This window comes from Enterococcus sp. DIV0901a (genome assembly GCF_051711525.1).
Classification (GTDB): Bacteria; Bacillota; Bacilli; order Lactobacillales; family Enterococcaceae; genus Enterococcus_B; species Enterococcus_B faecium.
Genome location: NZ_JBIOMW010000001.1, coordinates 913,508 through 938,363, shown reverse-complemented (window position 1 = coordinate 938,363; position 24,856 = coordinate 913,508). Strand labels below are relative to the sequence as shown.

The following is a 24,856-nucleotide window of genomic DNA, read 5'->3' as shown; positions in this document are numbered from 1 at the left end:
GCTTTATTCGCCCTTTCTGCCGATACGTACGACCTCTTCTTTGCGGAAACAACTGTCAAGGTGATCATTGATGATCCCGACAGCTTCTAAAAAAGCATAGATTGTTGTGCTTCCGATAAATTTAAATCCTCTTTTCTTTAGATCTTTTGCTAATTCATCTGAAAGAGGACTTGTTGTTGGGACTTCTTCTTGTGAATGATAAGAAGAATCAACGATTTTTCCATTAGAAAACGACCAAAGATACTCTGAAAAACTGCCGATTTCTTCTTGAATTTTCAAGACTGCTTTGGCGTTTTGGACGGCTGCTTCGATTTTTCTTCGGTTACGAATAATTCCTTTGTTTTCCATTAGTTCACTGATTTTTGTTTCTCCATAATTTGCGACTTTTTTGATATCGAATCGATCATATGCTTCATCGAATGCTTCACTTTTATTTAAAATCGTCTGCCAGCTCAATCCGGCTTGATTAATATCAAGCATCAATTTTCGGAACAGCTTTTGGTCATCATATTCAGGAACACCCCAGACAGTATCATGATATTCCCGCATATTTTCTGTTTGTTCACTCCACGGACATCTCATCTGTGCCACCTCTTTATTTAGAGTAATTGTACCAATAAGTAATAAAAATTGCTGATAGAAAAGCTTCGGCAGTAGACATTCTTCTGTCTATACCGAAGCTGTTTTTCATATTTTATTTCCGTTTTTTCTTTTTCTTCTTGTTTTTCTTGATCATTCGATTCATCGCCATTTTGCCTAGTTTTCCTTTGACGCCTGAACCAAACATTTGGTCCATACCTGGGATGTTCATATCCCCTTTGGACATTTGCTGCATCATTTTTCTTGATTCCTTGAATTGTTTGATCATTCGGTTTACTTCAACCACACTGTTTCCAGAACCGGCAGCAATTCGGCGACGACGGCTTGGGTTCAACAGATCAGGATTTGCTCTTTCTGCTGGTGTCATAGAATAAACCATCGCTTTTTTACGTTCTACGTCTTTTGGATCTACCTTGACGTTTTCGATTCCGGGTACTTGATTCATTCCTGGAATCATCTTGATTAGATCTTCCAATGGTCCCATACCCATCACTTGATCAAGCTGTTCAATAAAGTCATTGAAATCGAATGAATTTTCCCGCATTTTCTGTGCAAGTTCTTCCGCTTTTTTCTCGTCATAGTCTTGCTGCGCTTTTTCAATCAATGTCAGCATATCCCCCATACCAAGGATACGGCTAGCCATACGATCTGGGTGGAATACTTCTAAGTCAGTCAATTTTTCACCAGAACCGATGAATTTGATTGGTGCGCCTGTCACTGAGCGGATCGATAGTGCTGCCCCGCCTCGAGTATCCCCATCAAGTTTAGTGATGACGACCCCTGTAATACCTAATTGCTGGTTGAAGCTATCAGCTACGTTGACGGCATCTTGACCAGTCATGGCATCGACAACAAGCAAAATCTCATTTGGTTGCGTCAATTCTTTGATTTGTTTCAACTCATCCATCAATGTTTCATCGATATGCAGACGTCCTGCCGTATCGATCAATACATAGTCGTTTTTCTTTTCTCTTGCTAACTCCATCCCTTGACGGACGATCTCTACCGGGCTGACTTCAGTTCCCATATCAAATACAGGAACGTCTAGCTGTTGACCTAATACTTTCAATTGGTCGATCGCAGCTGGTCGATATACGTCCCCTGCGATTAGGAGCGGACGAGCATTTTCATTTTTCTTTAAATAATTGGCTAATTTACCAGTAAAGGTCGTTTTACCTGCCCCTTGAAGACCAGCCATCATGATAACAGTTGGTATTTTTGGTGATTTATTTAACTCTGCTGTTTCAGAACCAAGTGTGATCGTCAATTCTTCATCAACGATTTTTACGATTTGTTGTGCAGGTGATAAACTTTCCAGCACTTCTGCCCCTACCGCACGTTCGCGTACGCGCTTAGTAAAATCTTTGACTACTTGCAAGTTAACATCGGCTTCTAGTAAGGCAAGGCGGATTTCCCGCATCATTTCTTTTACGTCAGCTTCTGATACTTTTCCTTTTTTTCTTAGTTTTCCCATCGCCTGCTGGAGACGTTCAGTTAAGCTTTCAAATGCCATATTTTCTTCATTCCTTTTATTTATTCTTCGATTGCTTGAATTTGCTGTACATATTCAAGTAGTTTTTTATCTTCCGAGTACTTATCTGTAATATATGCAGTCATATTTTCCAATACCTGTTCTCGAACAATATAATTAGAGAAAAGATGGAGTTTTTTTTCATAATCCTCCAAGATCTTGCTTGTCCGCTTGATATTGTCATATACTGCTTGTCGGCTTACTTCGTATTCTTCCGCGATCTCACCTAATGAAAAATCATCTGCATAATATAATTCCATGTAGTTCATTTGTTTTTCTGTCAATAAGGTCGAATAAAATTCAAAGAGCGCGTTCATTCGATTGGTCTTTTCGATTTCCATTCTGCTCACCTCTAGTTTTCAGCCATTCTTCATCAGAGAGCACAGTCATTTTTTGCTGAATAAAATAAGCAGTAGCCACTCCGGCACCATTTTTTTTTATTCCGGAAAAACTCCCGTCATAAATCGAATGGGTTCCGCATGAAGGGCTTTTTTCCTTCATGATGACTAGATCAATGTGTTTTTCCTGCAATTTTTGATAGGCTTTGATCGCGCCATTTTTGTACGCTTCCGTTACATCTTCGCCGCTTGTCGTCCATACTTTTGCTTGATCTTTCCACACATCGAATCCATTTCCACCAATGATTTCAGCGGGATCTCTAGGAATTGGTAATCCGCCGATCACTTCTGGACAGACCATGACAGCTTCTCCAGTTTCAACTAGTTCCATCAATTCTGGTACTTCTTTTTTCTGTCCATCATAGCGACATGCCAGACCGCCTAAACATGCACTGATTCCAATCATTGACTGCTCTTCCTTTCTATTCAGCAAAGTGCCTTCCTATTATACCATTTATTTCTTTTGTAAAATAGCCCTTTGTACTGATTCTATGCTAAAATATAAACAGAATGAAACCTATTTAAAGGAGATTTGAATGAAAAAAATACTAGTTGTTGATGATGAACCTTCTATTGTAACGCTCTTGACGTTCAATTTGGAAAAAGAAGGCTACAAGGTAACCAGTGCCACAGATGGAGGCGAAGGATTAGAATTAGCATTAGAACAATCATTTGATTTCATCATTTTAGATGTGATGCTTCCAACGATGGATGGCATGGAGATCACTCAGCGGCTGCGTCAAGAAAAAAATGAAACACCGATTTTGATGCTGACGGCTAAAGATGATCAAGTGGATCGGATCATTGGTCTAGAGATAGGTGCTGACGACTATTTGACCAAACCATTTAGTCCACGTGAAGTATTAGCCCGTATGAAAGCAATATTCAGACGGATTGAACCTCGTAAGCAATCAAAAGATGAAGCTGAGCCTGAATATCTATCGATTGGACAAATCACTGCTGATTTGACCAATTATCAAGTGACCGTAGACGACCATCTGATTGAACTAACACCGAAAGAATTTGAATTACTGGTTTATTTCATGAAACGAAAAGACCGTGTGATCGACCGAGACACACTGCTAGACCGCATTTGGAATTTTGACTTCGCAGGACAAAGCCGAATCGTAGATGTACACGTTAGTCATTTGCGAGAAAAAATCGAGCGAGATCCAAAACATCCAAAGTACTTGGTGACTGTTAGAGGATTTGGCTATAAGTTTCAGGAACCAAAACGATGAAATGGAAAAAAATTTATGAACGTCTCTTCTTTCTTATTCTTTTAGTTAGTTTGTTTTTTGGTGGCTGGCAATTGATTTCCCATTATTTTCAACAGCAGATCGTGGAACAGCAAGAAAGCTACCTGACAAAAAAAGCACAACTGCTGATCCGGCAATTAGATGTCGAAAACCTCCAAGCAGCGCAAAACAAAACTGCTTTGGAAGAATTCGTCCATCAGTCGAACGAACGGATTACTTTAATGGATGCTACTGGAAAGATCTTATTTGACACAAACAATGAAACATTGAATGAACAGCGAAACTCCCGTCCCGAAATCAAAGCCGTATTGAATGGCGGAAACCTAGGTAGCGCTTTGCGTAAAAGTACCACTTTGGATGAGGATCTTTTATATGTCGCATTACCAGTCAAAAAAAGTGGCCAGTTAGAAGCCATTTTACGTATCGCAGAACCGACAAGCGGTTTTTTACCGAGAACTGAGAGTTTTCGCCGTTGGGTCTTTTTCTTCTTTCTGTCTTTCTTCCTTGTTCTTGCAGGAATGATCTATTATCTGATCTATCAAAAAAACCAGCCATTGAAAACCGTGCTGCCCGTACTTAAAAAAATGGTGCAAAATCCTAATCAGGCGGAAGTAATCATGCAAACACCCGATCAATGGGAAGAATTGTATCAGACGATCAATGCGTTGAGCGAACAAATGAGTAAGATGTATCGGGCGTATACTACCACAGAAGAGCAATTATATACGTTACTGAACGAACTGATGATTGGCGTATTCCTGATTGATGATGCTGATTCTCGTTTACTACTGCTTAATCCAAAGATGCAGCTACATTTAAACGTGGTAAGCTATCAACCTGAACAGCGGTACACAGAAGTCATTCAAGAGCCAAAACTCATTCAGCTGATTCATCAAGTGACTCCTGAGCATCCGCTGATCCATCAGGAGATCACCCTTACAGAAGGTCGGCAGACATTAGACTTGAGTTTGCGCTACTTTACTAATTCAGAAGGTAGCGGACAGATTCTAGGGGTGGCGTATGACTTAACGAAAGTGCGACGTTTAGAAAAGCTACAAAAGGATTTCGTTGGCAACGTCTCTCACGAATTAAAAACTCCTGTGACTTCACTGATTGGTTTTACCGAGACTTTACTGGATGGTGCAAAAGATGACCCGCAAACTCTGACTTCTTTTCTTGAGATCATGCAAAAAGATGCGATTCGGTTAGATAAATTGATTCGGGAAATCATCCAGCTGTCAAAAGATGGCGAGAATTCTTACGAGATCCAGACAATTTATATAGAACCTTATTTCCAGCAAATCGTTCAAAATTATCAGCCAATCATCGAAAAGAAACGGTTGACGATTCGATTGATTGGAAAGAACGAACCATTTACTACTAAAGCAGATATCCTTTATCCAATTATCAAAAATCTGATTGAAAATGCTGTCCAATATTCAAAAAGCGACAGCGAGATTATTATCCGCTATCAGGCAACAGATGATCTATCGTTTTCTGTCCAAGATTTTGGTATAGGTATCGACATTGAGGATCAGGAACGTATCTTTGAGCGTTTTTACCGCGTAGACAAGGCGCGAAGCCGACATTCAGGCGGGACCGGATTAGGGTTAGCAATTGTAAAAGACTACGTGCAACTCCTTCATGGTACGATTACTGTAGACAGTCATCTTGGAACAGGTTCGACTTTCACCGTTACCATTCCAAAAAGCAATTAAATAAGGCCTGCTTGCAGCAGTGTTTAGATGTCTAACGATCATCTACTACGCTGAAAAGCAGGCTTTTTATTACCTAAAAAATGCTGAGCCACATATTATAAATCTTTGTCATGATGTGTAGCTGTCTTTTCTGACATTTTTACAATCAGCTCCTGGTTCATTTTCTGATAAGCATCTATAGCATAGTCAGCAAAACTTTGTGTTTTTTGATTCAAATAATCCGTTAATTTTTCGGGATGATTTACTATTAATTCACTTGCTTGTTGGTCTGTAATTGCTAACTCTTTCGAGAGATGGTCTCGAACTTTTTGACGAGTTGGTAAAGTAATGTTTTTCTTAAAGTCACTATAGTATGGCTTCGTCAAGATGTTCGTCAACCGGTATGTCCAGTAAGCGGAAATATCATCTGGCACATCGGTTCCTTTTTGATAAGCTTTAGGTGTCTCAGTTATATTGCTATAAAATGGTACATAATTGCTTGTATCAGGAACCCCCAACGCTAGCCAATGGATACCACTGATTTCTTCTGGTACATTGTTTCTTATTTGTAGAATATGAGATTCCATCGTATTCGGCACAGAGATTGGACGATACTTATCTGGCTTTGTCCCTTCGATAGTATCATATTCAGTACCATTGAAGTGTAGTGTCATGATATAAGCTATTTTTGCAATTGAAATAGGTCTATCAGGTTTGACAAACAATTCAAATGATTGGTCTGTTATTTTTTGTTTCTTTGAAGGTGTCAGTTTTCTCTGTGCATCCCATATCCTAGGAAGGTTGTATTTTTCATCCTTTGACTTATCTGCAAATATGTCTCTTAAAGAAATATCCCGTTTCGTATCTATCAGTTGATTCTTTTCTAAAAAAGATTCTAACTCTGGTGAACAAAGATAAGAATCTTTGTCCTTCAAAGCAAATGAATCAATTGACAACATATTAGGAATAACTGCATAACAGTCATCTGGAACTTTGACAGCTGCCCACTGATGACCACTAAGTATCTCCATATACCAGATTTCATTTTTATCAGAGAAAATCACACCATTCGTCTCCGCAGCTCCTTGCTTATCAACGATTTTGCCTAATCGTTCTACTCCTGCTCTTGCTGAATCAATATAAGGAAGGGTCACTGTCAACATGGAGTCTTCTGCGATACCATGTGCGGTATATGGATCTTTCTTCAATATCTCTTCCTTTGTCGTAGCAGATTCAGTAGCGCTCATTGCAACATTTTTGCTATTGATACCATCTTCTTCAAATAATCCTTCTGAAATATCCCATTCTGGGGTTGCTGTGTACTTCAGCTGTTCTTTCGGAAGATCGAGGGTAAATCCATTCCCTTTTGATACAAAATGTGAAGGATTCGTATTTTCTTTTCTGACAACAAAGTGTTTTGACCAAGCCGTGTTCAGATCTTCATTTCTAGCAATCATCGTTGATCCATCTACTGAAGCATTTTTTCCTACTAAAACCGTTGTACAAGCATCAATGGAAACTACTGATAAGAAAATCCCATACATTACACCAAAAAATAAACTAAATTGAAGCAATCTTCTATTTTTCATTTGAAGCATCCCTCCTATTTTTATAAAAGCGTTTTCAAAATAATTATATGACACCTGAAGTAAAGATTTAATTGGTTTTCTATAAGTTCTAGATAAAAATTCGCTTTGTTTTTTATACAGAAAGAAGCTTAGAAAATACAGTTTTTGGGTTAATGTATTTTTTAAGCTTCTTTTATCTTATTAGTCACTTATTTCTTTTGAATAACCGAAGGAAACGAGGCATCTGATTTATTATCTCCGACTCTTTTTCATTTTTACGTTCAAACAAATATTCTACCAATGTGGTCAAATGCCTAAAAATCGAATCTGCCGAGAAAAATAGAATGCTCAACAGCAAAAGCGATACAGCTGAGATACCGGTGATTGAAAACAGCTTATGCAAAAAGACGACCGAAAAAAAGATACCGCTAGCACAGAAAAGAATGATCTGACTTCTGAATTTATTCAGCGGTGAACAGATTTTATAGAGAACGAGGAACCCTACTGCAATCAAAAGCATGGTAGATGCTGTAGAAACATCTGTTTTATTTAGATTCAAAGTCACCCCGCAGATCACCAACGCACCGACTACGATCATATCTGTTAGTCCACCTGGCACAGCTTTTTCCATCACATTCATGATGAATTTCCCTCTGATTCGCTTTTTGTTTTCTTCTAGAGCAAGCAAGAAAGATGGAAGTCCGATAGTAAACAAACTAATCAATGTGATTTGTGATGGTTCTAAAGGATAGGTCAGAGCAAAGATCACTGAAAACAGTGAGAGCAAAAAGGAGAAAATATTCTTCACTAAAAACAAGCTGGCTGATCGCTCAATATTATTCACAACGCGCCGTCCTTCTGCAACAACTTCTGGCATGCGTGAAAAGTCAGAATCAAGTAAGACCACTTGTGAGGCCTGCATGGCGGCTTCATTTCCGGAAGCCATCGCTATACTGCAGTCTGCTTCTTTCATGGCTAGAATATCATTCACGCCATCACCTGTCATAGCTACTGTATTGTTACGCTTTAGCAATTGAACGAAGATTTTCTTTTGTTCTGGCTTGACGCGTCCAAAAACTGTATATTTTTCGACAGCTGCTTCATATTCTTCTTCTGATAATTTAGATGCATCAACGTACTGATCAGCATGTGAAATCCCTGCTTGGACAGCTACATTGGATACGGTGAGCGGATTATCTCCAGAAATCACTTTGATGGCTACTTGCTGTTTTTTGAAGTAATCAAATGTGGCTCTTGCTTCTTTTCTGATAGGATTAGCAATCAGAATATAGCCTAATGGTGTGACTGCTTCTGTCAATACTGGTTCTTCAAGAATCCCATCGTACACACCAAAGACCAACACGCGATAGCCTTTTTCAGCGAAAGAAACAAACTCTTCCGCATATTCCGGCAATTGATCGCGCAAAACCATTTCGGGCGCTCCTAAAACATACACCTTGTCTGCCAACGCTACACTGCTGAATTTTTGGACAGAAGAAAAAGGAATAACATGGTGATAGGATTGATCAGTGGTTTTTGTAAAATATGCTTTAACAGCTTCCATTGTTGCATTGTCTCCTGCCATCGCTTTTGCATAGTCAGCAATGCATGCTTCCAATTGATCTGACTGACTGATTATTTCTTGTTTTTTAGAGACGATCACTTTTTGAACAGACATTTTATTTTCTGTGATCGTTCCTGTTTTATCTACACAAAGGACATTTACCCTTGCCAATGTCTCAATGCTTTTCATATTGTGTAAAAGAACTCTTTGCTTTGCTAGTTTAGTCGCACTTAATGCTAATGCAATCGTCGTCAGCAAGTACAGTCCTTCAGGTATCATACCGATCAATGCTGCTTCCATTGCAACGACACTTTCTTTGATCGTGTTTCCATTAAAAAAGTAACTTTGAGAAAAAAGCAGGATACCGATAGGAATAATGATGATCCCAATCCATTTGATCAATTGATTAAGAGAAGCAATCATCTCCGACTGTTCTCCTTCTCCCATTGTCTTGGCTTTGACTGTCAGCTGGGAAATATACGAATCTGCTCCAACTTTGTCTAATCGGGCGTAAGCTTTTCCGGAAACAATGAAACTGCCGGACATTAATGGATCGCCTATTTCTTTGGTTATTTCATCTGCTTCGCCTGTCAATAAAGCCTCATTAACTTGCAGTTTCCCTTCCACGACCTCTGCATCTGCTGGAATTTGATGTCCAGTCTCTAAAATAACAATGTCATCTATTACAAGGTCTTCTATATCTATTGTTTGTTCTATCCCGTCTCGTATGACATTGACTTTTGCTGTATTTAAAACATTTAGTTCGTCCAAGATCTTTTTGGATCGAATTTCCTGAAAAATGGCGATTCCTGTATTGGCTATGATAACTGGTAAAAAAGTCAAGTTCTTATAGGATTCTACTAAACAAAGCAAAATGGCTAAGATAAGAAAGATCAAATTGAAATACGTAAAAATGTTTTCCAATACGATTTGCTGATTTGTTTTGAATGTGGGATCGACTGAATCATTTGCTGCACCTTTTTCTATTCGTTCCTTGACTTGATCTGCCGTTAATCCTTCTTTATACGATGGAAAAAGACGGATGACTTTATCTGATGATCTTTGTGTTACTTTCTTTTTTTTACTTCGATTTGTCCATTTATTCTTCATGTGGCTACCTCGATTGATTTCGTTTTCTGGATATTTCCAAACTTCTCCTATCCAGTATAGAACAGATATGGAAAGTGTTCCTCACATTAAGCTTGCAAACACCTTTCATTCCTGTCATATAGCAAAAAAAGCTACGACAGTTCTATGTCGTAGCTCTTTTTTTCGAATAAACGGTGTTCAATCAGCTGACCCTCGGTATTAGCTCAAAAAACGGCAAAATATGAGGAACTATTTTTCACAATTAAAGGAAAAATGTATATGTGGGGAAACATAGTTGATTTTTCCTTAATAGTAACGACTACCGTAGTATGTTTATCTGCTAGTTATTTGATATTTCCTTCGTGATCACGTTCTACTTCCATCATTGTGATCGGTAAATACCCTAATTCTTTGACAGGACCTTCTTGTATTTCTTCTGTCATCATGTAGTCTAAGAATTTTTGAACTTCAGGGGAAGGTTTTCCGTTCGTGTACATATGTTCATATGACCAGATTTCCCAGCTGTTATCTGCTACATTCTCTTCTTTTGGTTCTACACCGTCGATACTTAGTGCTTGTGTGGAATCATCAAGATATGAGAAAGCTAAATAGCTGATTGCTCCTGGTGTTTGACTTACCAGCTGCCGAACTGTTCCTGATGAATCTTGTTCTTGGGACTGCACAGGGGTAGCACCATCCAGTCCCCATTTTTCGAATGTCGCGCGGGTACCGCTGCCGTTTGCACGGTTCACGACGTTGATTTTTTGATCTTTCCCGCCAACTTCCTTCCAGTTAGTGATTTTTCCTGTAAAGATATCAATCAATTCCTGTTTGGTGATATCTTTGACATCTGTATCTTTATTGACGATTGGTGCCATCCCGACCACTGCTACTTTATGATCCACTAATTTTGAAGCATCAACTCCGTCTCTTTCTTCTGCAAATACATCAGAGTTTCCGATAGTAACTGCTCCAGCTTCGACTTGGCTCAAACCAGTTCCGCTTCCTCCTCCTTGTACAGAGATTTGATAATTTGGATTTTCTTGTACAAAGCTTTCTTGTGCTGCATCGACTAACGGCTGTAATGCTGTCGAACCTACCGCAACGATTTTTACTTGTTCATTTGAGTCACTTGAATTATTTTGTGTGGCAGAGCCATCTGTATTTCCTGATCCTGAGCCGCATCCGGCTAAAAGAATTCCCATCATACCTAGAGTAAACAATACTTTTTTCATTTTATTGCTCCTTTCTTATTTACAACTAAAGTTTATCAGTCGACTGTAAATCCCTCGTATGGTTGCTGTAAAAATATAGTTAAGTTATGTAAAAATCATGTAAACGTTTTTCGCATTCTTTACATAATAATAAAAAAAGCATATGAGAAACGTGCATTTTACGCAGCTCATATGCTTTTTTACTGATGATCCACCATCAATAGTTATTTTTTATAGATACAGATCGTTCACTTTTTATCCTGATTTCTGTCCAGAAGTAAAAAAATGTTGCAAGAATAAATGAGGCAATTACTAAATAGAACCATGGTTTGATCGTCAAGAAATACATGGAGGAATAAGCTGAATCCTTCAATCCACTCTCGCTCAAACCATTAGGGCCGATAATCAAGCGAGGCAGCAAAGAAAACATAGATGTAAATACTAATAAGCAAGAAAAGTAAAGCAGCTGCCAATTGTAGTGATTGATCAGAGATTTTGGTAATAAGAGACCTACACTTATCACTAAATAGAAAACAGTCAAAGCTGGAAAATTCCTAGAAACCACAAATCCGCTTCCTTGAATCAGGCCTAATATCTCCGCACCTTGTACAACAGCATTTACCCATGTAAAAGGTAGCAAAACGATAGGAAAAAACCAAAAAAATAAATAAAGCCGATCGATTACTGCTTTTCTTCTCATTAACGTTCCCCCAAACTACTTTTTCTCTCATCATACTATACAATTTTCTATCTAAAAAAATTAGGGGGAAAAACTTTTTTTTTAGAGATAATGGCATGAGAGTTTATTCATTTAATCTAGAAATAATGAAAAAGTAATTGATTATTGCAGGATTCAATTTACAATAAAACTAACAAAATAATAACACTTGTTAGGTGGTGATGAAAGATGATAAAAACTTGCTGGAAAAATCTTCCATTGCTTTTATCTTTTGTTCCTTATGTGCATTTCGCCTTACTGCTTGATTTCCGTTACCATTCCGTAAGCGGGTTCATCACATTGATATTTTTATCTCTTTTTGCTGGATATTATTTTCAAAGGAACAGGCGTATTATATCTTTATTCATTGCCAATATTATATCTACTGTCACTTCCTATTTATTTTGTGCCAATTTTACTGAATGGCGTTACTTCTATCATCCTTTAAAACCGACCCAGCTGATCTTGCTTCTTGCAGGTATTTACTTAGTTCCACAAATCCTTGGGTCGTTATGGGCGGTAGCCTTATCTTATAAAAAAGCTCGGCATCCATAAAAACAAACCATATATGTACAAAGAGAAGCTACTTTCTTCTTTTTATACATATATGGTTTTCTTATAGCTCATGTAGAAAAATTTTCTTGATGATGATTTTATCCATCAATTGAGATTGACTGTTTTGCTCTCCTATGATTTCAGCTATGATTGTCCGATTTTGCGGTTTTCTTCTTAACTGGTAGTTGATTTTCCCAGTTTCCATCAACTCGCTAAGCATATCCACGACTCCGCCAAATCCGGTCTTTTTCGTAATAAAACCTAGTGCTACCATTCGTTCATCTAGATTTTTTGCTGTAATCGTCACACCAGTAATGAGCGAGTGCTGTAATGTTTGGGCCAGCTCTTCCATCCCTTCAGCATTGGATACGACGGAAGCTGTTTTGTTAATAGGTTCTTCGTTTATTTCTTTTGGTTCTTTCCTCTCCACTTTCACTGTTTGACGAAGGACATCTAGTTCTTGCAAGAGCGTTTCGTATTGTTCTTGGGTCAGCATCACGCCAGCTACTTTTTCACGATTAAATATATATACGCCAGTTCCCGCGTCTCGCGCTTGAGCAAATACATCCATCGGCGATCGTTTCACTTCTGTGATCGAAGATGTGGGAACTTCTAATTTCTTTAATTCCAATGGATTTCCTCCTTTACTAATCGCTTTTTATTATAGCACAGACTGACTTGTTTTGATCTTTTTTCCAAAGGTTTTATCGGTTTTTGCCTAACCAGTAATTGATATCGGTAAGAAGTCTTTCGATACCAAATGAAGGATGGTACAGATACGTTTTTTGATCTTCGTTATGGTCTAGTGGAAAAAAATGATCGGTGATCACTAGATCTGCATACCGAGGCGGCTTATTTCGAGTACATACATGTATAGAGATCCGTTTTCGATGTCTTAGCGTTTTGTTCAGTACCCCGGCAAGTCTTCTTGCTTCTTGGTGTTCATAGCGAAAAAAAAAGACGATTTTCACTTCAGGAGGGTGGACATCTAAATACCCTCGTTCCTGGAGTGTTTTCAGTAAAAGCATCCCCCACTCTACTGCGGGGTGTGCAAGAGCTTGTTGGATCGCTAGCCGAAATTGATATAGTTTATCTTTGGAATTGGGAAATTTTTCTAATGTTTCCTGATAATAACGAACTTCTTCTTCTATCAGCCGGTCATGGATACCAATTACGTAACGAAGCCATTCTTGGTAAAGTACTTTTGTCAGCTTTGATTTGTTTTCGCTCTCAAATTCGCTATTCAGCCAAAACAGCGAATCAAGCTTTTCAGTCACAATCGTCAATTTCCGATAGTCTTGTGTCTCTTCTATCCGTTTCCACCGCTTTTCAGTAATCTGGTTACAGCTCAAGCGCAAAATTGCTAGATAATTTTTTTCTTTTATTGGCAAAATCTGCTCCTCTCTAAATAGCAATTCAGGAAACAATTCAAAGAATAGTGTTCGACTGTCTCCTAAAATCTCGATTTCTGCCGGATCCTTTCTTTGCTTCAATAATTGGATGAACATCTCAGAAAAGGACTGCTCTCCATCATCTGCAAAAAAATGCGGAAAATCTTTCAAAAAGCAAAACAGCAGATATCTTACTTTTCTTTCTGAACCAAAGATCTGTGCTTTTTTATAAGAAAAAGAAAGGTGGTACTCGCCAAACCACTTTCTCAATCGCTCTTGCGTAGAACGATCGTACTTCTGCTCGTAAGGTTCATTCAATAGCAGATTTTTCAGTAAACAAAACGGGGGTGATTGGATCAGAAAAACAAATAGGAGGTAAGGTTCGCTATATCCTTGATCATAAACTAACTGAACGGTTTTCTTATGAAGAATCAGCTGGATGGGACAGTCGCTTTCTGCCAAACGTTTCAGATGCCGATCCACTGTTTTAACATCGATTTTCAGTTCTTCAGCTAAATCAGCTTTTCGCCAGATCAAATCTTTCATTAGATTGATTAGTGAAAATAAATTCTGTGCATTTTTTGATAATAGTTTTTGCCATCTCATCGATCATTTCTCACCTGATTTCTAAACATATTGTTTGATCAAAATGGGGTCACTCCTAAAAAGATAAAAAACTCCCTTTCTATTTATTTAAATACGCAAATTTTCCTCATTATTTTTTATTTTACTCAATTTAATCGTATTCTCATTTCAAAACGAATGTACTTTAAAAAAACATAATAAAATCACTTTGCTTGTAGGATGTATTCCCTTCCATTACAATGAAATAAATAGCGATTTTATGAGAAGGTGATGTGAAAATGGAAGTAAAAATCGAAGAATCCAAACAAAAAATCGATCAGTTGATACAAGAATTAGAAAAAGCGGTCATCGGCAAACGTTCAACTATCCAATTGATGATCGTGGCCCTATTAGCAGGTGGTCATGTCTTATTCGAAGATATTCCCGGTGTAGGTAAAACGTTACTGGTCAAAGCACTAGCAAAAGCTGTACAGGGAACCTTCAGCAGAGTCCAATGTACTCCTGATCTGCTGCCTAGTGATATTCTTGGTTTTTCCGTATACAATTCACAATCAAAAGAGTTTGAATTTCGTCCGGGACCGATCTTTACCACGATCTTGTTGGCAGATGAGATCAATCGTACGACTCCTCGTACTCAGTCAGCACTTTTAGAAGCAATGGCCGAGAATCATGCAACGATCGACAACAATACATACCCTCTAGACAATCATTTTTTTGTCTTAGCTACGCAAAATCCAATCGAGTACGAAGGAACATATCCTTTGCCGGAAGCACAGCTCGATCGTTTTTTATTCCGACTACAAATCGGTTATCCTTCTTTTGATGACGAACTTTTGCTACTTTTGGATAAATTCGAAAAAGTGTTGGATAACTTAAATGAAGTATTGAACAGTTATGAAATAGAAGAAATAAAAACAAATGTGGCGAATGTCTTTGTCAGTCCCGAAGTGGCATCTTATGCCTTGCAGTTAGTGTCAGCAACAAGAAGCCATGCTGCCATCCAGCTTGGCATCAGTCCACGAGGAAGCCTTTCCTTTATTCAGGCAGCAAAAGCTTATGCTTTAATCCATGGGAGAAATTACGTCACGCCCAAAGATTTGCAGGATTTAGTTCCTTACGTGTTTTCCCATCGCCTGATTTTTTACGATCGTTCATTGAAGGAAGACGAAAAGAAACAAATCATTCATACTCTTGTTGCACAAATTCCTATTCCTGTGAGGTAGATTGAGGTAGATAATGGAAAAAATCAAAGATTATTTCATTAATTTTGTGTTATTTCTGGTATATTTCAACATTGTGCTTTTTGCTCTTGTATTCAACAATTCTTTAGGCTGGTTCTTGTTGGCCTTTTTTACTCTTTATGTATCATGGAGCTTGATTTCATTAAGCAGCTTTCTAAAGAAACTTTCGGTTACTTGTACATTGCAGCCACTCGTTTATCGCAAAAAAAGTATGCAGGTTATTTTTTCCATAGCAAAAAAGAGAACTTTTTCTTTACCTCTCCCTCGTTTACAAATCGGCTTCCCAGCAATCTTTGCAGAAAAAAAACAAGAGATTTTGATTCTTACAAATAAACCGCAAGAAGTCCAATTGCTTTGGCAGCCAAAAGAAAGAGGATGCCATGAAACATTAACTGTCATTTTTACAGCCTATGATAGTCTAGGACTTTTCAGAAAAAGTGCAAAAAGAGAGATCTCTTTTCCTGTGACTGTTCTGCCTGCTTTTTGTAAGATTCAAGCAGAAAAATTACAGAGAGTTCTGGAAAAAAAACAGCAGCTGAACGCGTACCAAAGAGGTCTTGATTTTCGGGAACATCGCGCTTATCGTCCAGGTGATTCTTTCAACCGAATCGATTGGAAATTGTCTGCTCATACTCAAGAGTGGTTATACCGTGAATACGATTATCAAGAAGAAGAATGTTCTCCTCTTTTTTGCTTTTGGGGTTCGCACAGTCCAAAATTTGAACCTCTGCTAGACTTGTATTTTTCTTTATGGCATTTGAGAAAAGAAAAGCAGCCGGAACTTCTGATATTAGGCAACCGCGCCTTTCATGGCAAAGACCCCGGTCATACCTATTTTGCTTCTTTGGAAGCTGGCGATGAGAAAGCTTTTTTAGCACACTTGAAAAAATATGCAAAAAAACAAATCGTCCTCTTTGTTCCTGAGAATTCTCCTGAAGTCTCAGAAGCTATTGAAACATTGTCAAAAGATCGAACGGTTTATCTTGTTTATTTCGTAGAAAAACAACTCATGGTCCAAGAAAAAGACAAGATATGTTCATTGCCAGGAGGTGAATGGATTGACGATTAAATGGGAAAAATGGCTGCGTGGCGTTTACTCCTTTGTGATACTAAGTGTAGGTGCTCCGATATTTGTCGTAGCTAATCAATTGCAAAACAGCTACCTTCTTATCCTAACTATTGGTGTCCTATGCCTTATTGTCTGCTGTATTTCTAAAAAATGGGTACGTTTGCTGCTTTCTTTGCCAGTAATGATAGGTTGTTTGTTTTTATATTTTCCTTCGAAGACATTTTCCATATTATGGATCTTACAGTTTTTTTCGTCAGTCACAGAGGAATTCTTCCATCTATCCCAAGGTAAACTTTATTATTTGCCAGAAAAGACAGCTTTTTTTCTCATAATGTTGCTGATCTATTTATTTATTACATTGACCGTGGATTACGACTATTGGTACGCACCCTTTCTTTCTTTGATGGCTTACTTCATGATGCTTACCGTTTTTCGGGAAAAAGATTTACTGTACGAAATGATTGCGGTAGTAACTGTTTTGTTCGTGTATCTGGCAGCAAGGCAATTTTTCTCCATCCGGTTGTTGTCGGGAAACACTCGATTCCAGTCATTGACTACAGTTCTGCTTATTTGTTTCTTAACTTTTAGCGCTATCTTGCCTTTATATCTTCCGAAAGTACACCAATCTCTCGAGGAAACGAGTGAACCGATCCGAGAATATCTTAATGATGAAGGGCTTTATGACACACTCCATGAGTATCAATTAACCGGAAGTGCAAGAACAGGCTTCAGTGAGAATGATGAACAGCTTGGTGGACCTTTATATGATAATGGCGAAGTTGTTTTTACAGCGAACCAAAAAGGAAATGGCTATTGGAAGATCGAAAATAAAAATCATTACACCGGTTCTGGATGGATAGAAGATCAGGACGCACCCATCCAACCAATCCAAGAATTCCCTGTTGACATCACGAGCTACCAAACCATTATAGAAGACAAAGAAAACATTACATTGACCCTAAAAAAACAAGCTTTCTTACCTTATCCTTATGGAAATACTACCTTGACTGATTTTTCATTAGCTAGTGGACAAACGCTTTACTATTTGCCTGAAAGCCAGCGATTCATTCCTGTCCCGAATGAATCGACACGTTCTGCAACTTTACAAACAGAAAGGTTAGTTTTTACGAGAGAAGAATTAAAAAGCAGTCAGTTAAAAGCTGATGATTTAGAAAATCAGCAGACAAATCTTCAATTGCCAAAAAGTTTGCCTAAACGTATTGAGGATTTGGCGGTCGAATTGACCAAAAATGAAGCAACTTTAATTCGTAAAGTCGAAGCTGTCGAACAGTATTTAAAAACAAGCGGAAATTTCCGCTATTCCAAAACGGATACCGGACATACTCCGAAAGAACACGATTATGTGGATTATTTCCTCTTTGATTCAAAAGTCGGCTATTGTGACAACTTTTCAACTTCTATGGTCGTCCTTCTTCGAACACTTGGTATCCCAGCTCGCTGGACAAAAGGTTTTACAAATGGGCTCAGAACAGGCACAGATAATCAAGGGAATGAGGAATACAGCATTCTCAATAGTCATGCTCATTCTTGGCCAGAGGTATACTTTCCTGGATTTGGCTGGCTTCCATTTGAACCAACCCCTTCATTTGCCAATCCAATGGGTTCACAACCAGTTGCTGAAACAACCGAAACCGTCCAGCCTGCTATCGAACAACCAAATGAAAGCGAAAATATGGCAGAAACTATTTCCAGTGAGAGATCTGAGGTCATTCCATCAGAAGAAACAACACTCACACCAGCTTATAAAATCGTCTTATTCAGCCTTGGGGTGTGTTTATCCGTCTTGTTGTTCTTTCTATTGTTATTCAGAAAATCTCTGCGCTGGACAAGTTATCTTATCTATCTTCATTTTTTTGCTTCTACTAATACGATTGCATATCAAAAACTTCTTAACCATTTGGAAACATTGGTACCGCGCAAACCCGCAGAATCTTTGCAGGAATATAGCCTGCGAATAGAACAAGAATTCAAGCTAGATCTGCGTTTCATTCGATTAACTACTCAATATGAAGCAGAAATATATGGACGACAAGCAGATCCGGTAAAATTCGATAAAAAAACCTATTTAGAAATTACGCATATAATAAGAAAAACGGTATACAAAAAAGTTCTGACAAAAGGGAGCCACTTCAAAAAATAAGATAAAATTTCTGGAGAATCTACTTCTGGAATGCCGAGAACCAGCTGATTGAGTATCGATTATTCGAAAAAAAGGTTGTGACACGTTTTTTGTCACAACCTTTTTTCATTATTATTTGATTTTCAATGTCAAAGCATTTAGAGCTACAACTACCGTACTTAACGACATCAAGACAGCACCAACTGCTGGACTTAATATGATACCAATTGGCGCAAGAATTCCGGCTGCTAGCGGGATTGCAAGAATATTGTAACCTGCCCCCCACCAGAGGTTCTGGATCATTTTCTTTCGCGTTTGCTTGGCTAGATCAAGGAAATGCAAAATATCTTTTGGATCGCTGTTTGTCAATACGACATCCGCAGAATCGATTGCGATATCTGTCCCTGCACCGATTGCCATCCCGATTGAAGCACGGGCTAAACTTGGCGCATCATTGATCCCATCACCCACCATGATTACTTTTTTCCCTTGGTCAAGGTATTTCTGGACAACAGCTTCTTTATCATCTGGTAATAAACCGCCATAATATTCTTCGATCCCTAAATAATCTGCTACTGCTTGGGCAGCGTTTTTATTGTCACCAGTAAGCATGACAGGAGTGATTTTTCTTTCTTTCAATGTTCGGATAAATTCTTTTGCTTCTGTTTTTACTACGTCACCTAAAGCAACGATTGCAGCTAGATGATTTTCTAAAATCAGGAAGCTGATGGTATTTCCTTGTTCTTGGTAAGGTTTCAATAATGCTTGTTCTACGTTTAATCCGAGACGCTCAACTTCTTTTTCATTAACTATTTTCACTTGTTGGTTTTTGACTGTTGCCTCTAGCCCAACTCCTGAAAGATTTTTTAGATTTTCGGCTTGATAAGGCTTGATTTCATGTTCTTTCAAATAATTCATAATGCCAACAGCCAATGGATGATTGGCATTCGCTTCCAATGCTCCTAAATATTGAAGGATTTCATTTTTATTGAACGCATCATCAAGTACTTCGACACCCGTTACAGTAAATTTTCCTTCTGTTAGTGTTCCTGTTTTGTCCAGCATGATCACATCTAGATCATTGGCTTGCTCCAGTGCATTGCGGTTTTTCAAAAGTAATCCGTTTTTAGCTGCTATTGATGTAGAGCGAGCAACAACTAATGGGATAGCTAAACCTAGAGCATGAGGACAGGCGATGATAAAGACTGTTACCATACGTTCTAATGCATTAGGAAGATCTGTCAAGAACAACCAGGCGATGAATGCCAGGATACCCACAATTAATGCGACATAAAACAGCCATTTTGCCACTTTGTCAGATAATGACTCTAGCTTGGATTTTTCTCCTTGTGCTTTTCGCACCATTTCCATAACCTTCGCTAGATAACCATTTTCACCAGTTCCAGTTACTTCGATTTCGATCGTTCCATCCCCATTGATAGAACCGCCAATCACTTTGTCATTGGCTTGTTTTTTGATTCCTCTTGATTCGCCAGTCACAGCTGATTCGTCAACAATTGTTTCACCTTTCAAGATTACACCATCTGTTGGCATTTTATCACCAGACCGGACGATCAAACGATCACCTTCGTTTACTTCTTTCAATGAAACTGTCTCTTCTTTTCCATCTTTCGTCAAGCGTTTCACTGATTCTGGCAGTAATTCTGCTAGTTTTTGTAAAGCATTGCTGGCATTCGAAACAGCGTTCATTTCGATCCAGTGACCTAGTAGCATAATAACGATCAAAGTAGCTAATTCCCAGAAGAAATCCATGACGTGCGTATGAAGATTGATCAGATTCGCGATAAACGAATAGACACTATAAATATATGCAACTGTAATCCCCATCGCGATCAGCGTCATCATAGCAGGACTTTTTTGTTTCAATTCCATTTTTGCCCCGCTTAAAAATGGTTGTCCGCCATAGATAAACAGTATAGTTGCTAAGATCAGTACGAGCCAATCAGAACCAGGAAACGTTACTTGAAATGGAAATTCCATTCCCATCATTGGTGAAAAAAGAATGATTGGGATGGCTAGGATAAGCGATAGCCAAAATTTTTGCTTGAAATTCCCCATGTGCATGGAATGATCCATGCCGCCGTGTTCGTGATCCATGTGCATCGAATGGTCCATTTGTTTGCTGTTTGCTATATCTCCATGGTTATGTCCCATGTGCATGGAATGGTCCATCTGGCTATGGTCATGCTTCATCTCCATCTGTTTTTCAGGAGATTCTGTACTTTCTTTGTTTACTACTTCTTTTTTATGTTCATGTTTTTTCTCCATATCGTTCCCATTCATTTTTACTCCATCCCTTCTCTTACTTTTTCATGTGCCGATTTAAGCTCAGGGAGTTCAACAATACACTGACGGAACTAAACGCCATCGCTCCTCCTGCAATGATTGGATTCAAAAAGCCTAATGCAGCAAAAGGAATACCAATCGTATTATAGATAAAAGCCCAGAAAAGATTTTGTTTGATTTTTCTCAATGTCACCCTAGACAACTCGATTGTTTGAGCAATGGATGCCAAACTGCTATTCATCAGTGTCACATCGGCTGTTTCCATCGCGATGTCCGTTCCACTTCCCATTGCCATACCAACATCAGCTAATGCTAAAGCCGGTGCATCATTGATTCCATCGCCTGCCATACCGACTTTTTTGCCATCTTTCTGAAGTTTTTCTACGTAGGCTGCTTTATCCTCTGGAAGTACTTCAGCAAAGATATGCTTTGGATCAATACCAACTTGTTTACCAATCGTTTCGGCTGCCAGTTTGTTGTCTCCTGTCAGCATAAAAACATCTAATCCTTTATTCTGGAGCTGCTTGATTGCTTGTTTGGCTTCTAGTTTGATTTGATCAGCCACGGCAATCAACCCGATCACTTGCTTTTCATCAGCTAAAAACATGACTGTTTTTCCCTGCTGTTCTAATTCTAACGCGTGTTCTTGGTATTCATCAAATGATAGGTTCAATTCAATTAATCGTTTACGTGTACCCGCAAAATAGCGTACTCCATTAATCGTACCGCTGATCCCAGCACCTGGGTGGGCTGTAAAATCAATCATATCGTATGTTGCTGCTTCTTGCAGTTTTCCGTATTCCACGATTGCTTTACCTAGTGGATGTTCAGAAGCTTGTTCTAAAGTATAAAAAATAGATAGGACTTCTTTTGAACCGACTAGATCTGTAACTTTGGGCTTTCCTTCTGTAATCGTTCCAGTTTTATCCAAAACAATGCTGTCTAAGTGAGCAGCTGCTTCTAATGCTTCTCCGCCTTTAATTAAAATTCCATTTCGTGCACCAACACCCGTTCCTACCATAATAGCTGTTGGGGTCGCTAAACCTAATGCACATGGACACGCAATGACTAATACAGAGACACTATGGATCAATGCGAGTTGCCAATCACCAGTGATCAAACCTGTAGCTATGAGCGTGATAAACGCGATGACTAATACGATCGGAACAAAAATCCCTGAGATCCGATCTGCGATTTTTTGGATTGGGGCTTTGCTCCCTTGAGCATCTTCCACCATTTGAATGATTTGCGCTAATACTGTCTGCTTGCCGACTTGTGTGACTTCCATGTGTAGCAGACCATTCGTATTGATTGTCCCGCCAAAAAGCGTGTCATCCGGATTCTTTTCTACAGGTAGATTTTCACCAGTAAGCATACTTTCATCTATCGCACTGCTTCCTGAAATAATTCGACCATCTGCTGGAATCTGCTCACCAGGACGGATGACTAGTTGATCACCAACGACTACTTCTTCAATCGCTAACGTTTCTTCTTTCCCGTTTCTTATCACTTGGGCGGTTTTTGTTTGAAGAGACATCAATTGTTTGATTGCATTACCTGTTTTCGTTTTTGCTGTATGTTCCAAATATTTGCCGAGCAAAATCAGCGTGATGATCATACTGCTGCTTTCAAAATAAAGATCTTGGGGGTGTCCACGGAAAAATCCGTTGTAAATGCTCAATGCAAAGGCAGCCGATGTTCCAATTGCTACCAATACATCCATATTTGGTGCTTTCGTCTTGATTGCATGGTACGCACCTTTATAAAAACGAGCACCAACATAAAATTGGACAGGAGCAGACAGCACTAACTGGACGATTGGAAAATGAAAAAAGTGAACAATCGCCGCATGGCTTCCTAACATCATAGCAATCATTGACAACATCAACGGCAAAGTCAAAACCGTACTCAATATAAGATCGAATAGCATTTTTTTCAAATACGCTTGCTTTTCTTCTGCAATTTTTTGTTTGTGGGCTTCATCGTACAAAATTGCACCATAGCCGATGTTTTCTACGCTTTGGATTAATTTTTCAGTGGTCGTCCCTTCATATTTGACACTTGCTTTTTCAGTGGCCAAGTTGACTGTGGCATTGACCACACCAGGTTGTCCGTTCAGCTCTTTTTCGATCCTAGCAGAACAATTTGCACAAGTCATACCTGTAATGACGAACGTATCCATTTTGGTTTCTGCTGTTGCCATCAAATCACCTCTGCTTTATAACCCAATCCATTGATTGCTTGACAAATCTTTTCGGATTGAACTTTTGTTTCATCAAACTTGACCGTACCGTTTGCTTTTTTCAAATTTACTTTCACTTTTTGCACGCCGTCAAGTGCGCTTACTGTTTCTTCTACTCTTGCTGCACAATGATTGCAGCTCATACCTTCGATTGAAAATTGTTGTTTCATTTTTTCTTCCTCCTATTGATGTTGTTTACATTCACATTGACCTGGGATACAGTTACATTCGATCGTATCTACTGGTTGCTTTTGTTCCAGTTGTTTCAAAATCTCATTGATATCTTCTTGAGTCAAAGTGGCTTCTTCTACTAGATCCGCAATCGTCTCTCCAATCCTTTTTGCACAGATATGGGAAAAAAGATTTTCCGTCGCACTGCGAACTGTTTCCATCTCCGAGACAGCTGGATGATAAATGAATTTTTTTCCTTCTTGTTCTGTCCAGATCACTTCTTTTTTTACCAAACGTCCCAGCAAAGTTTTGATCGTTGCTGGTTTCCAATCCATCGAATCAGCTAAGATCTGCGTGATTTCTTGGGCTGTCGTCTGTCCAAGTGTCCAAATAACACGCATGATCTCCCACTCTGAATCACTGATCTTTACTGGCGTTTTGACTTTTTCCATTTATTTCACACCTTTCGTTTACAAATGTAATCATTAGCTTATGAATACAGATTACACTTGTAAACAAAAACTGTCAATTATTTTTGCTCTCTATTTTCAATTTAGTTAAAAATTCTTGTTTCTCTCGTCTTGTTTTAAGGATGATCAGTTTATTTCTTGCATTAGCTACTTGGATCAGCTGCTGTATTTTTGGTTCATTGTTTTCTTCAAAATGCCAGATAAAAGATAAAAATTCTAAGTATTCCCTGTTTAGTTTCTCCGAAAATGATTCAGGCATATCTGGCCGAGATTTTTTGTTTATCTTTCTTTTTAGAGAACGCCAAACTACTCGGTAGATGGCGAGATAACGCGGCACTTTAAGCCAAATGATCTTATCTGCTTCTTTAATCCTTTCCTCTAACGTAGAAGTATAATTTCCTTCAACGATCCATGACGGATTAGATACCATAAACGATTGCTGTTCTTGCAAAAACCACTTTTTTGCCTGAATACTGTAGTCTGTTGTATGCCATAAAAGGTCTAGCGGCAGTAGCGGAAAGCCGGTGATTTCTTTGATATTCCTTGCGAGGGACGATTTTCCCGACCCACTTTGTCCAATCACGATGATCTTCATTCTTCTCCCTCACTTCTCTTTGGAATTTGGTTCGATCATACCACTTATAACGCCGCAAAAAAACAAGGGACTGTGACAAAAGTCGTGTCAAAGTCCCTTGTTTCGAATAAATGGTGTTCAATCAGCTGACCTTCAGCATTAGCTCAAAAAACGGCAAAATATGAGGAGCTATTTTTCCGTTTGTTTCTCTAATACTCAGGTCAAATCGCTGATTTTACAACCTCTTCCTTAAACGGTGTTCTCCTGCCAACACCTCGGTCACAAGTCACAATAGTCAACAAACATGAGAAGTTGTTTTTTGAAATTGCTCCTTGTGACTCGGAGTTAAACGGCAGGCTCACTACCTCTTTCTTAAACGGTGTTCAAAAGCTTGCATCTGCGGTAATAAGCCCAGCCAAACGAAAAATATGAGGGGCTATTTTTGTTTGGCTGTTCTTATTACTTGATGCAGG

At 38.7% G+C, this 24,856-nt stretch carries 21 protein-coding genes; 6 read left to right on the top strand and 15 right to left on the bottom strand.

The window, feature by feature from the left end; genetic code table 11:
• Positions 1-3: 3 nt before the first annotated feature.
• The 4 genes from IGL70_RS04385 to IGL70_RS04370 form a co-directional block, all read right to left on the bottom strand.
• Positions 4-582, bottom strand: coding sequence for a DNA-3-methyladenine glycosylase I (locus IGL70_RS04385; protein WP_002332521.1), 579 nt, complete (start codon positions 580-582; stop codon positions 4-6).
• A 112-nt stretch (positions 583-694) separates the two neighbouring features.
• Positions 695-2,113 carry a signal recognition particle protein gene (gene ffh / locus IGL70_RS04380; protein ID WP_002291602.1) on the bottom strand — a complete coding sequence of 473 codons (1,419 nt, stop codon included), beginning with the start codon at positions 2,111-2,113 and terminating at the stop codon, positions 695-697.
• 20 nt (positions 2,114-2,133) lie between these two features.
• A complete protein-coding gene (locus IGL70_RS04375; protein ID WP_002332522.1) occupies positions 2,134-2,472 on the bottom strand; it encodes a putative DNA-binding protein in 339 nt (112 codons plus the stop codon).
• Positions 2,432-2,935 (bottom strand): DUF523 domain-containing protein, encoded by a 504-nt coding sequence (locus IGL70_RS04370; protein WP_002297194.1) that lies wholly within the window; start codon positions 2,933-2,935, stop codon positions 2,432-2,434. The genes IGL70_RS04375 and IGL70_RS04370 overlap by 41 nt, the downstream gene beginning before the upstream one ends.
• A gap of 130 nt (positions 2,936-3,065) precedes the next feature.
• Here IGL70_RS04370 and IGL70_RS04365 point away from each other — a divergent pair, with 130 nt between their 5' ends.
• Both IGL70_RS04365 and IGL70_RS04360 read left to right on the top strand, forming a co-directional pair.
• Positions 3,066-3,770: a response regulator transcription factor gene (locus IGL70_RS04365; protein ID WP_002306267.1), complete on the top strand. Its 705-nt coding sequence runs from the start codon at positions 3,066-3,068 to the stop codon at positions 3,768-3,770.
• Positions 3,767-5,506 (top strand): ATP-binding protein, encoded by a 1,740-nt coding sequence (locus IGL70_RS04360; RefSeq protein WP_010829595.1) that lies wholly within the window; start codon positions 3,767-3,769, stop codon positions 5,504-5,506. The genes IGL70_RS04365 and IGL70_RS04360 overlap by 4 nt, the downstream gene beginning before the upstream one ends.
• A 95-nt stretch (positions 5,507-5,601) precedes the next feature.
• Here the strand turns inward: IGL70_RS04360 and IGL70_RS04355 are convergent, their stop codons facing one another.
• The 4 genes from IGL70_RS04355 to IGL70_RS04340 all read right to left on the bottom strand — a co-directional run bounded on the left by IGL70_RS04355 (position 5,602) and on the right by IGL70_RS04340 (position 11,620).
• Positions 5,602-7,074 carry a C69 family dipeptidase gene (locus IGL70_RS04355; RefSeq protein WP_104857465.1) on the bottom strand — a complete coding sequence of 491 codons (1,473 nt, stop codon included), beginning with the start codon at positions 7,072-7,074 and terminating at the stop codon, positions 5,602-5,604.
• Positions 7,075-7,258: 184 nt separating this feature from the next.
• The gene (locus tag IGL70_RS04350) at positions 7,259-9,727 is read right to left on the bottom strand and encodes a cation-translocating P-type ATPase (RefSeq protein WP_010829593.1); all 2,469 of its coding nucleotides are present in this window, start codon (positions 9,725-9,727) and stop codon (positions 7,259-7,261) included.
• 323 nt (positions 9,728-10,050) lie between these two features.
• Positions 10,051-10,941, bottom strand: a complete 891-nt coding sequence (locus IGL70_RS04345; protein WP_002323154.1) for a phosphate ABC transporter substrate-binding protein PstS family protein — start codon at positions 10,939-10,941, stop codon at positions 10,051-10,053.
• Between the two features lie 196 nt (positions 10,942-11,137).
• A complete protein-coding gene (locus IGL70_RS04340) occupies positions 11,138-11,620 on the bottom strand; it encodes a hypothetical protein (protein ID WP_002305696.1) in 483 nt (160 codons plus the stop codon).
• A gap of 207 nt (positions 11,621-11,827) precedes the next feature.
• On the opposite strand from IGL70_RS04340, the gene IGL70_RS04335 reads away from it, so the two are divergent.
• On the top strand, positions 11,828-12,193 hold the full coding sequence (locus tag IGL70_RS04335) for a hypothetical protein (RefSeq protein WP_002289810.1): 366 nt from the start codon (positions 11,828-11,830) through the stop codon (positions 12,191-12,193).
• Positions 12,194-12,254: 61 nt separating this feature from the next.
• Here IGL70_RS04335 and IGL70_RS04330 read toward each other — a convergent pair whose 3' ends face one another.
• Positions 12,255-12,824, bottom strand: coding sequence for a prevent-host-death protein (locus tag IGL70_RS04330; protein WP_002294835.1), 570 nt, complete (start codon positions 12,822-12,824; stop codon positions 12,255-12,257).
• A 73-nt stretch (positions 12,825-12,897) separates the two neighbouring features.
• Positions 12,898-14,190 (bottom strand): hypothetical protein, encoded by a 1,293-nt coding sequence (locus tag IGL70_RS04325; protein ID WP_010829592.1) that lies wholly within the window; start codon positions 14,188-14,190, stop codon positions 12,898-12,900.
• Between the two features lie 257 nt (positions 14,191-14,447).
• Here IGL70_RS04325 and IGL70_RS04320 point away from each other — a divergent pair, with 257 nt between their 5' ends.
• From IGL70_RS04320 to IGL70_RS04310, 3 genes are read left to right on the top strand one after another with little or no spacing between them, the layout of a single operon-like run.
• Complete coding sequence (locus IGL70_RS04320) at positions 14,448-15,392, top strand: AAA family ATPase (protein WP_219842388.1); 945 nt, start codon at positions 14,448-14,450, stop codon at positions 15,390-15,392.
• 13 nt (positions 15,393-15,405) lie between these two features.
• Complete coding sequence (locus IGL70_RS04315; RefSeq protein ID WP_104873752.1) at positions 15,406-16,479, top strand: DUF58 domain-containing protein; 1,074 nt, start codon at positions 15,406-15,408, stop codon at positions 16,477-16,479.
• Complete coding sequence (locus IGL70_RS04310; RefSeq protein ID WP_104873751.1) at positions 16,469-18,640, top strand: transglutaminase domain-containing protein; 2,172 nt, start codon at positions 16,469-16,471, stop codon at positions 18,638-18,640. The genes IGL70_RS04315 and IGL70_RS04310 overlap by 11 nt, the downstream gene beginning before the upstream one ends.
• 111 nt (positions 18,641-18,751) lie before the next feature.
• On the opposite strand, the gene copB is transcribed toward IGL70_RS04310, so the two are convergent.
• The 5 genes from copB to IGL70_RS04285 form a co-directional block, all read right to left on the bottom strand.
• Positions 18,752-20,923, bottom strand: a complete 2,172-nt coding sequence (copB, locus tag IGL70_RS04305; RefSeq protein WP_104873750.1) for a copper/silver-translocating P-type ATPase CopB — start codon at positions 20,921-20,923, stop codon at positions 18,752-18,754.
• 19 nt (positions 20,924-20,942) lie between these two features.
• Complete coding sequence (locus IGL70_RS04300) at positions 20,943-23,129, bottom strand: heavy metal translocating P-type ATPase (protein WP_104873749.1); 2,187 nt, start codon at positions 23,127-23,129, stop codon at positions 20,943-20,945.
• Positions 23,129-23,338, bottom strand: coding sequence for a copper chaperone CopZ (copZ, locus tag IGL70_RS04295; RefSeq protein ID WP_002289040.1), 210 nt, complete (start codon positions 23,336-23,338; stop codon positions 23,129-23,131). The genes IGL70_RS04300 and copZ overlap by 1 nt, the downstream gene beginning before the upstream one ends.
• A 12-nt stretch (positions 23,339-23,350) precedes the next feature.
• Entirely contained in the window at positions 23,351-23,791 is a 441-nt protein-coding gene (locus tag IGL70_RS04290; protein ID WP_002294855.1) for a CopY/TcrY family copper transport repressor, read from the bottom strand.
• Between the two features lie 73 nt (positions 23,792-23,864).
• Positions 23,865-24,404 (bottom strand): topology modulation protein, encoded by a 540-nt coding sequence (locus IGL70_RS04285; protein WP_104765654.1) that lies wholly within the window; start codon positions 24,402-24,404, stop codon positions 23,865-23,867.
• Positions 24,405-24,856 lie beyond the last annotated feature (452 nt).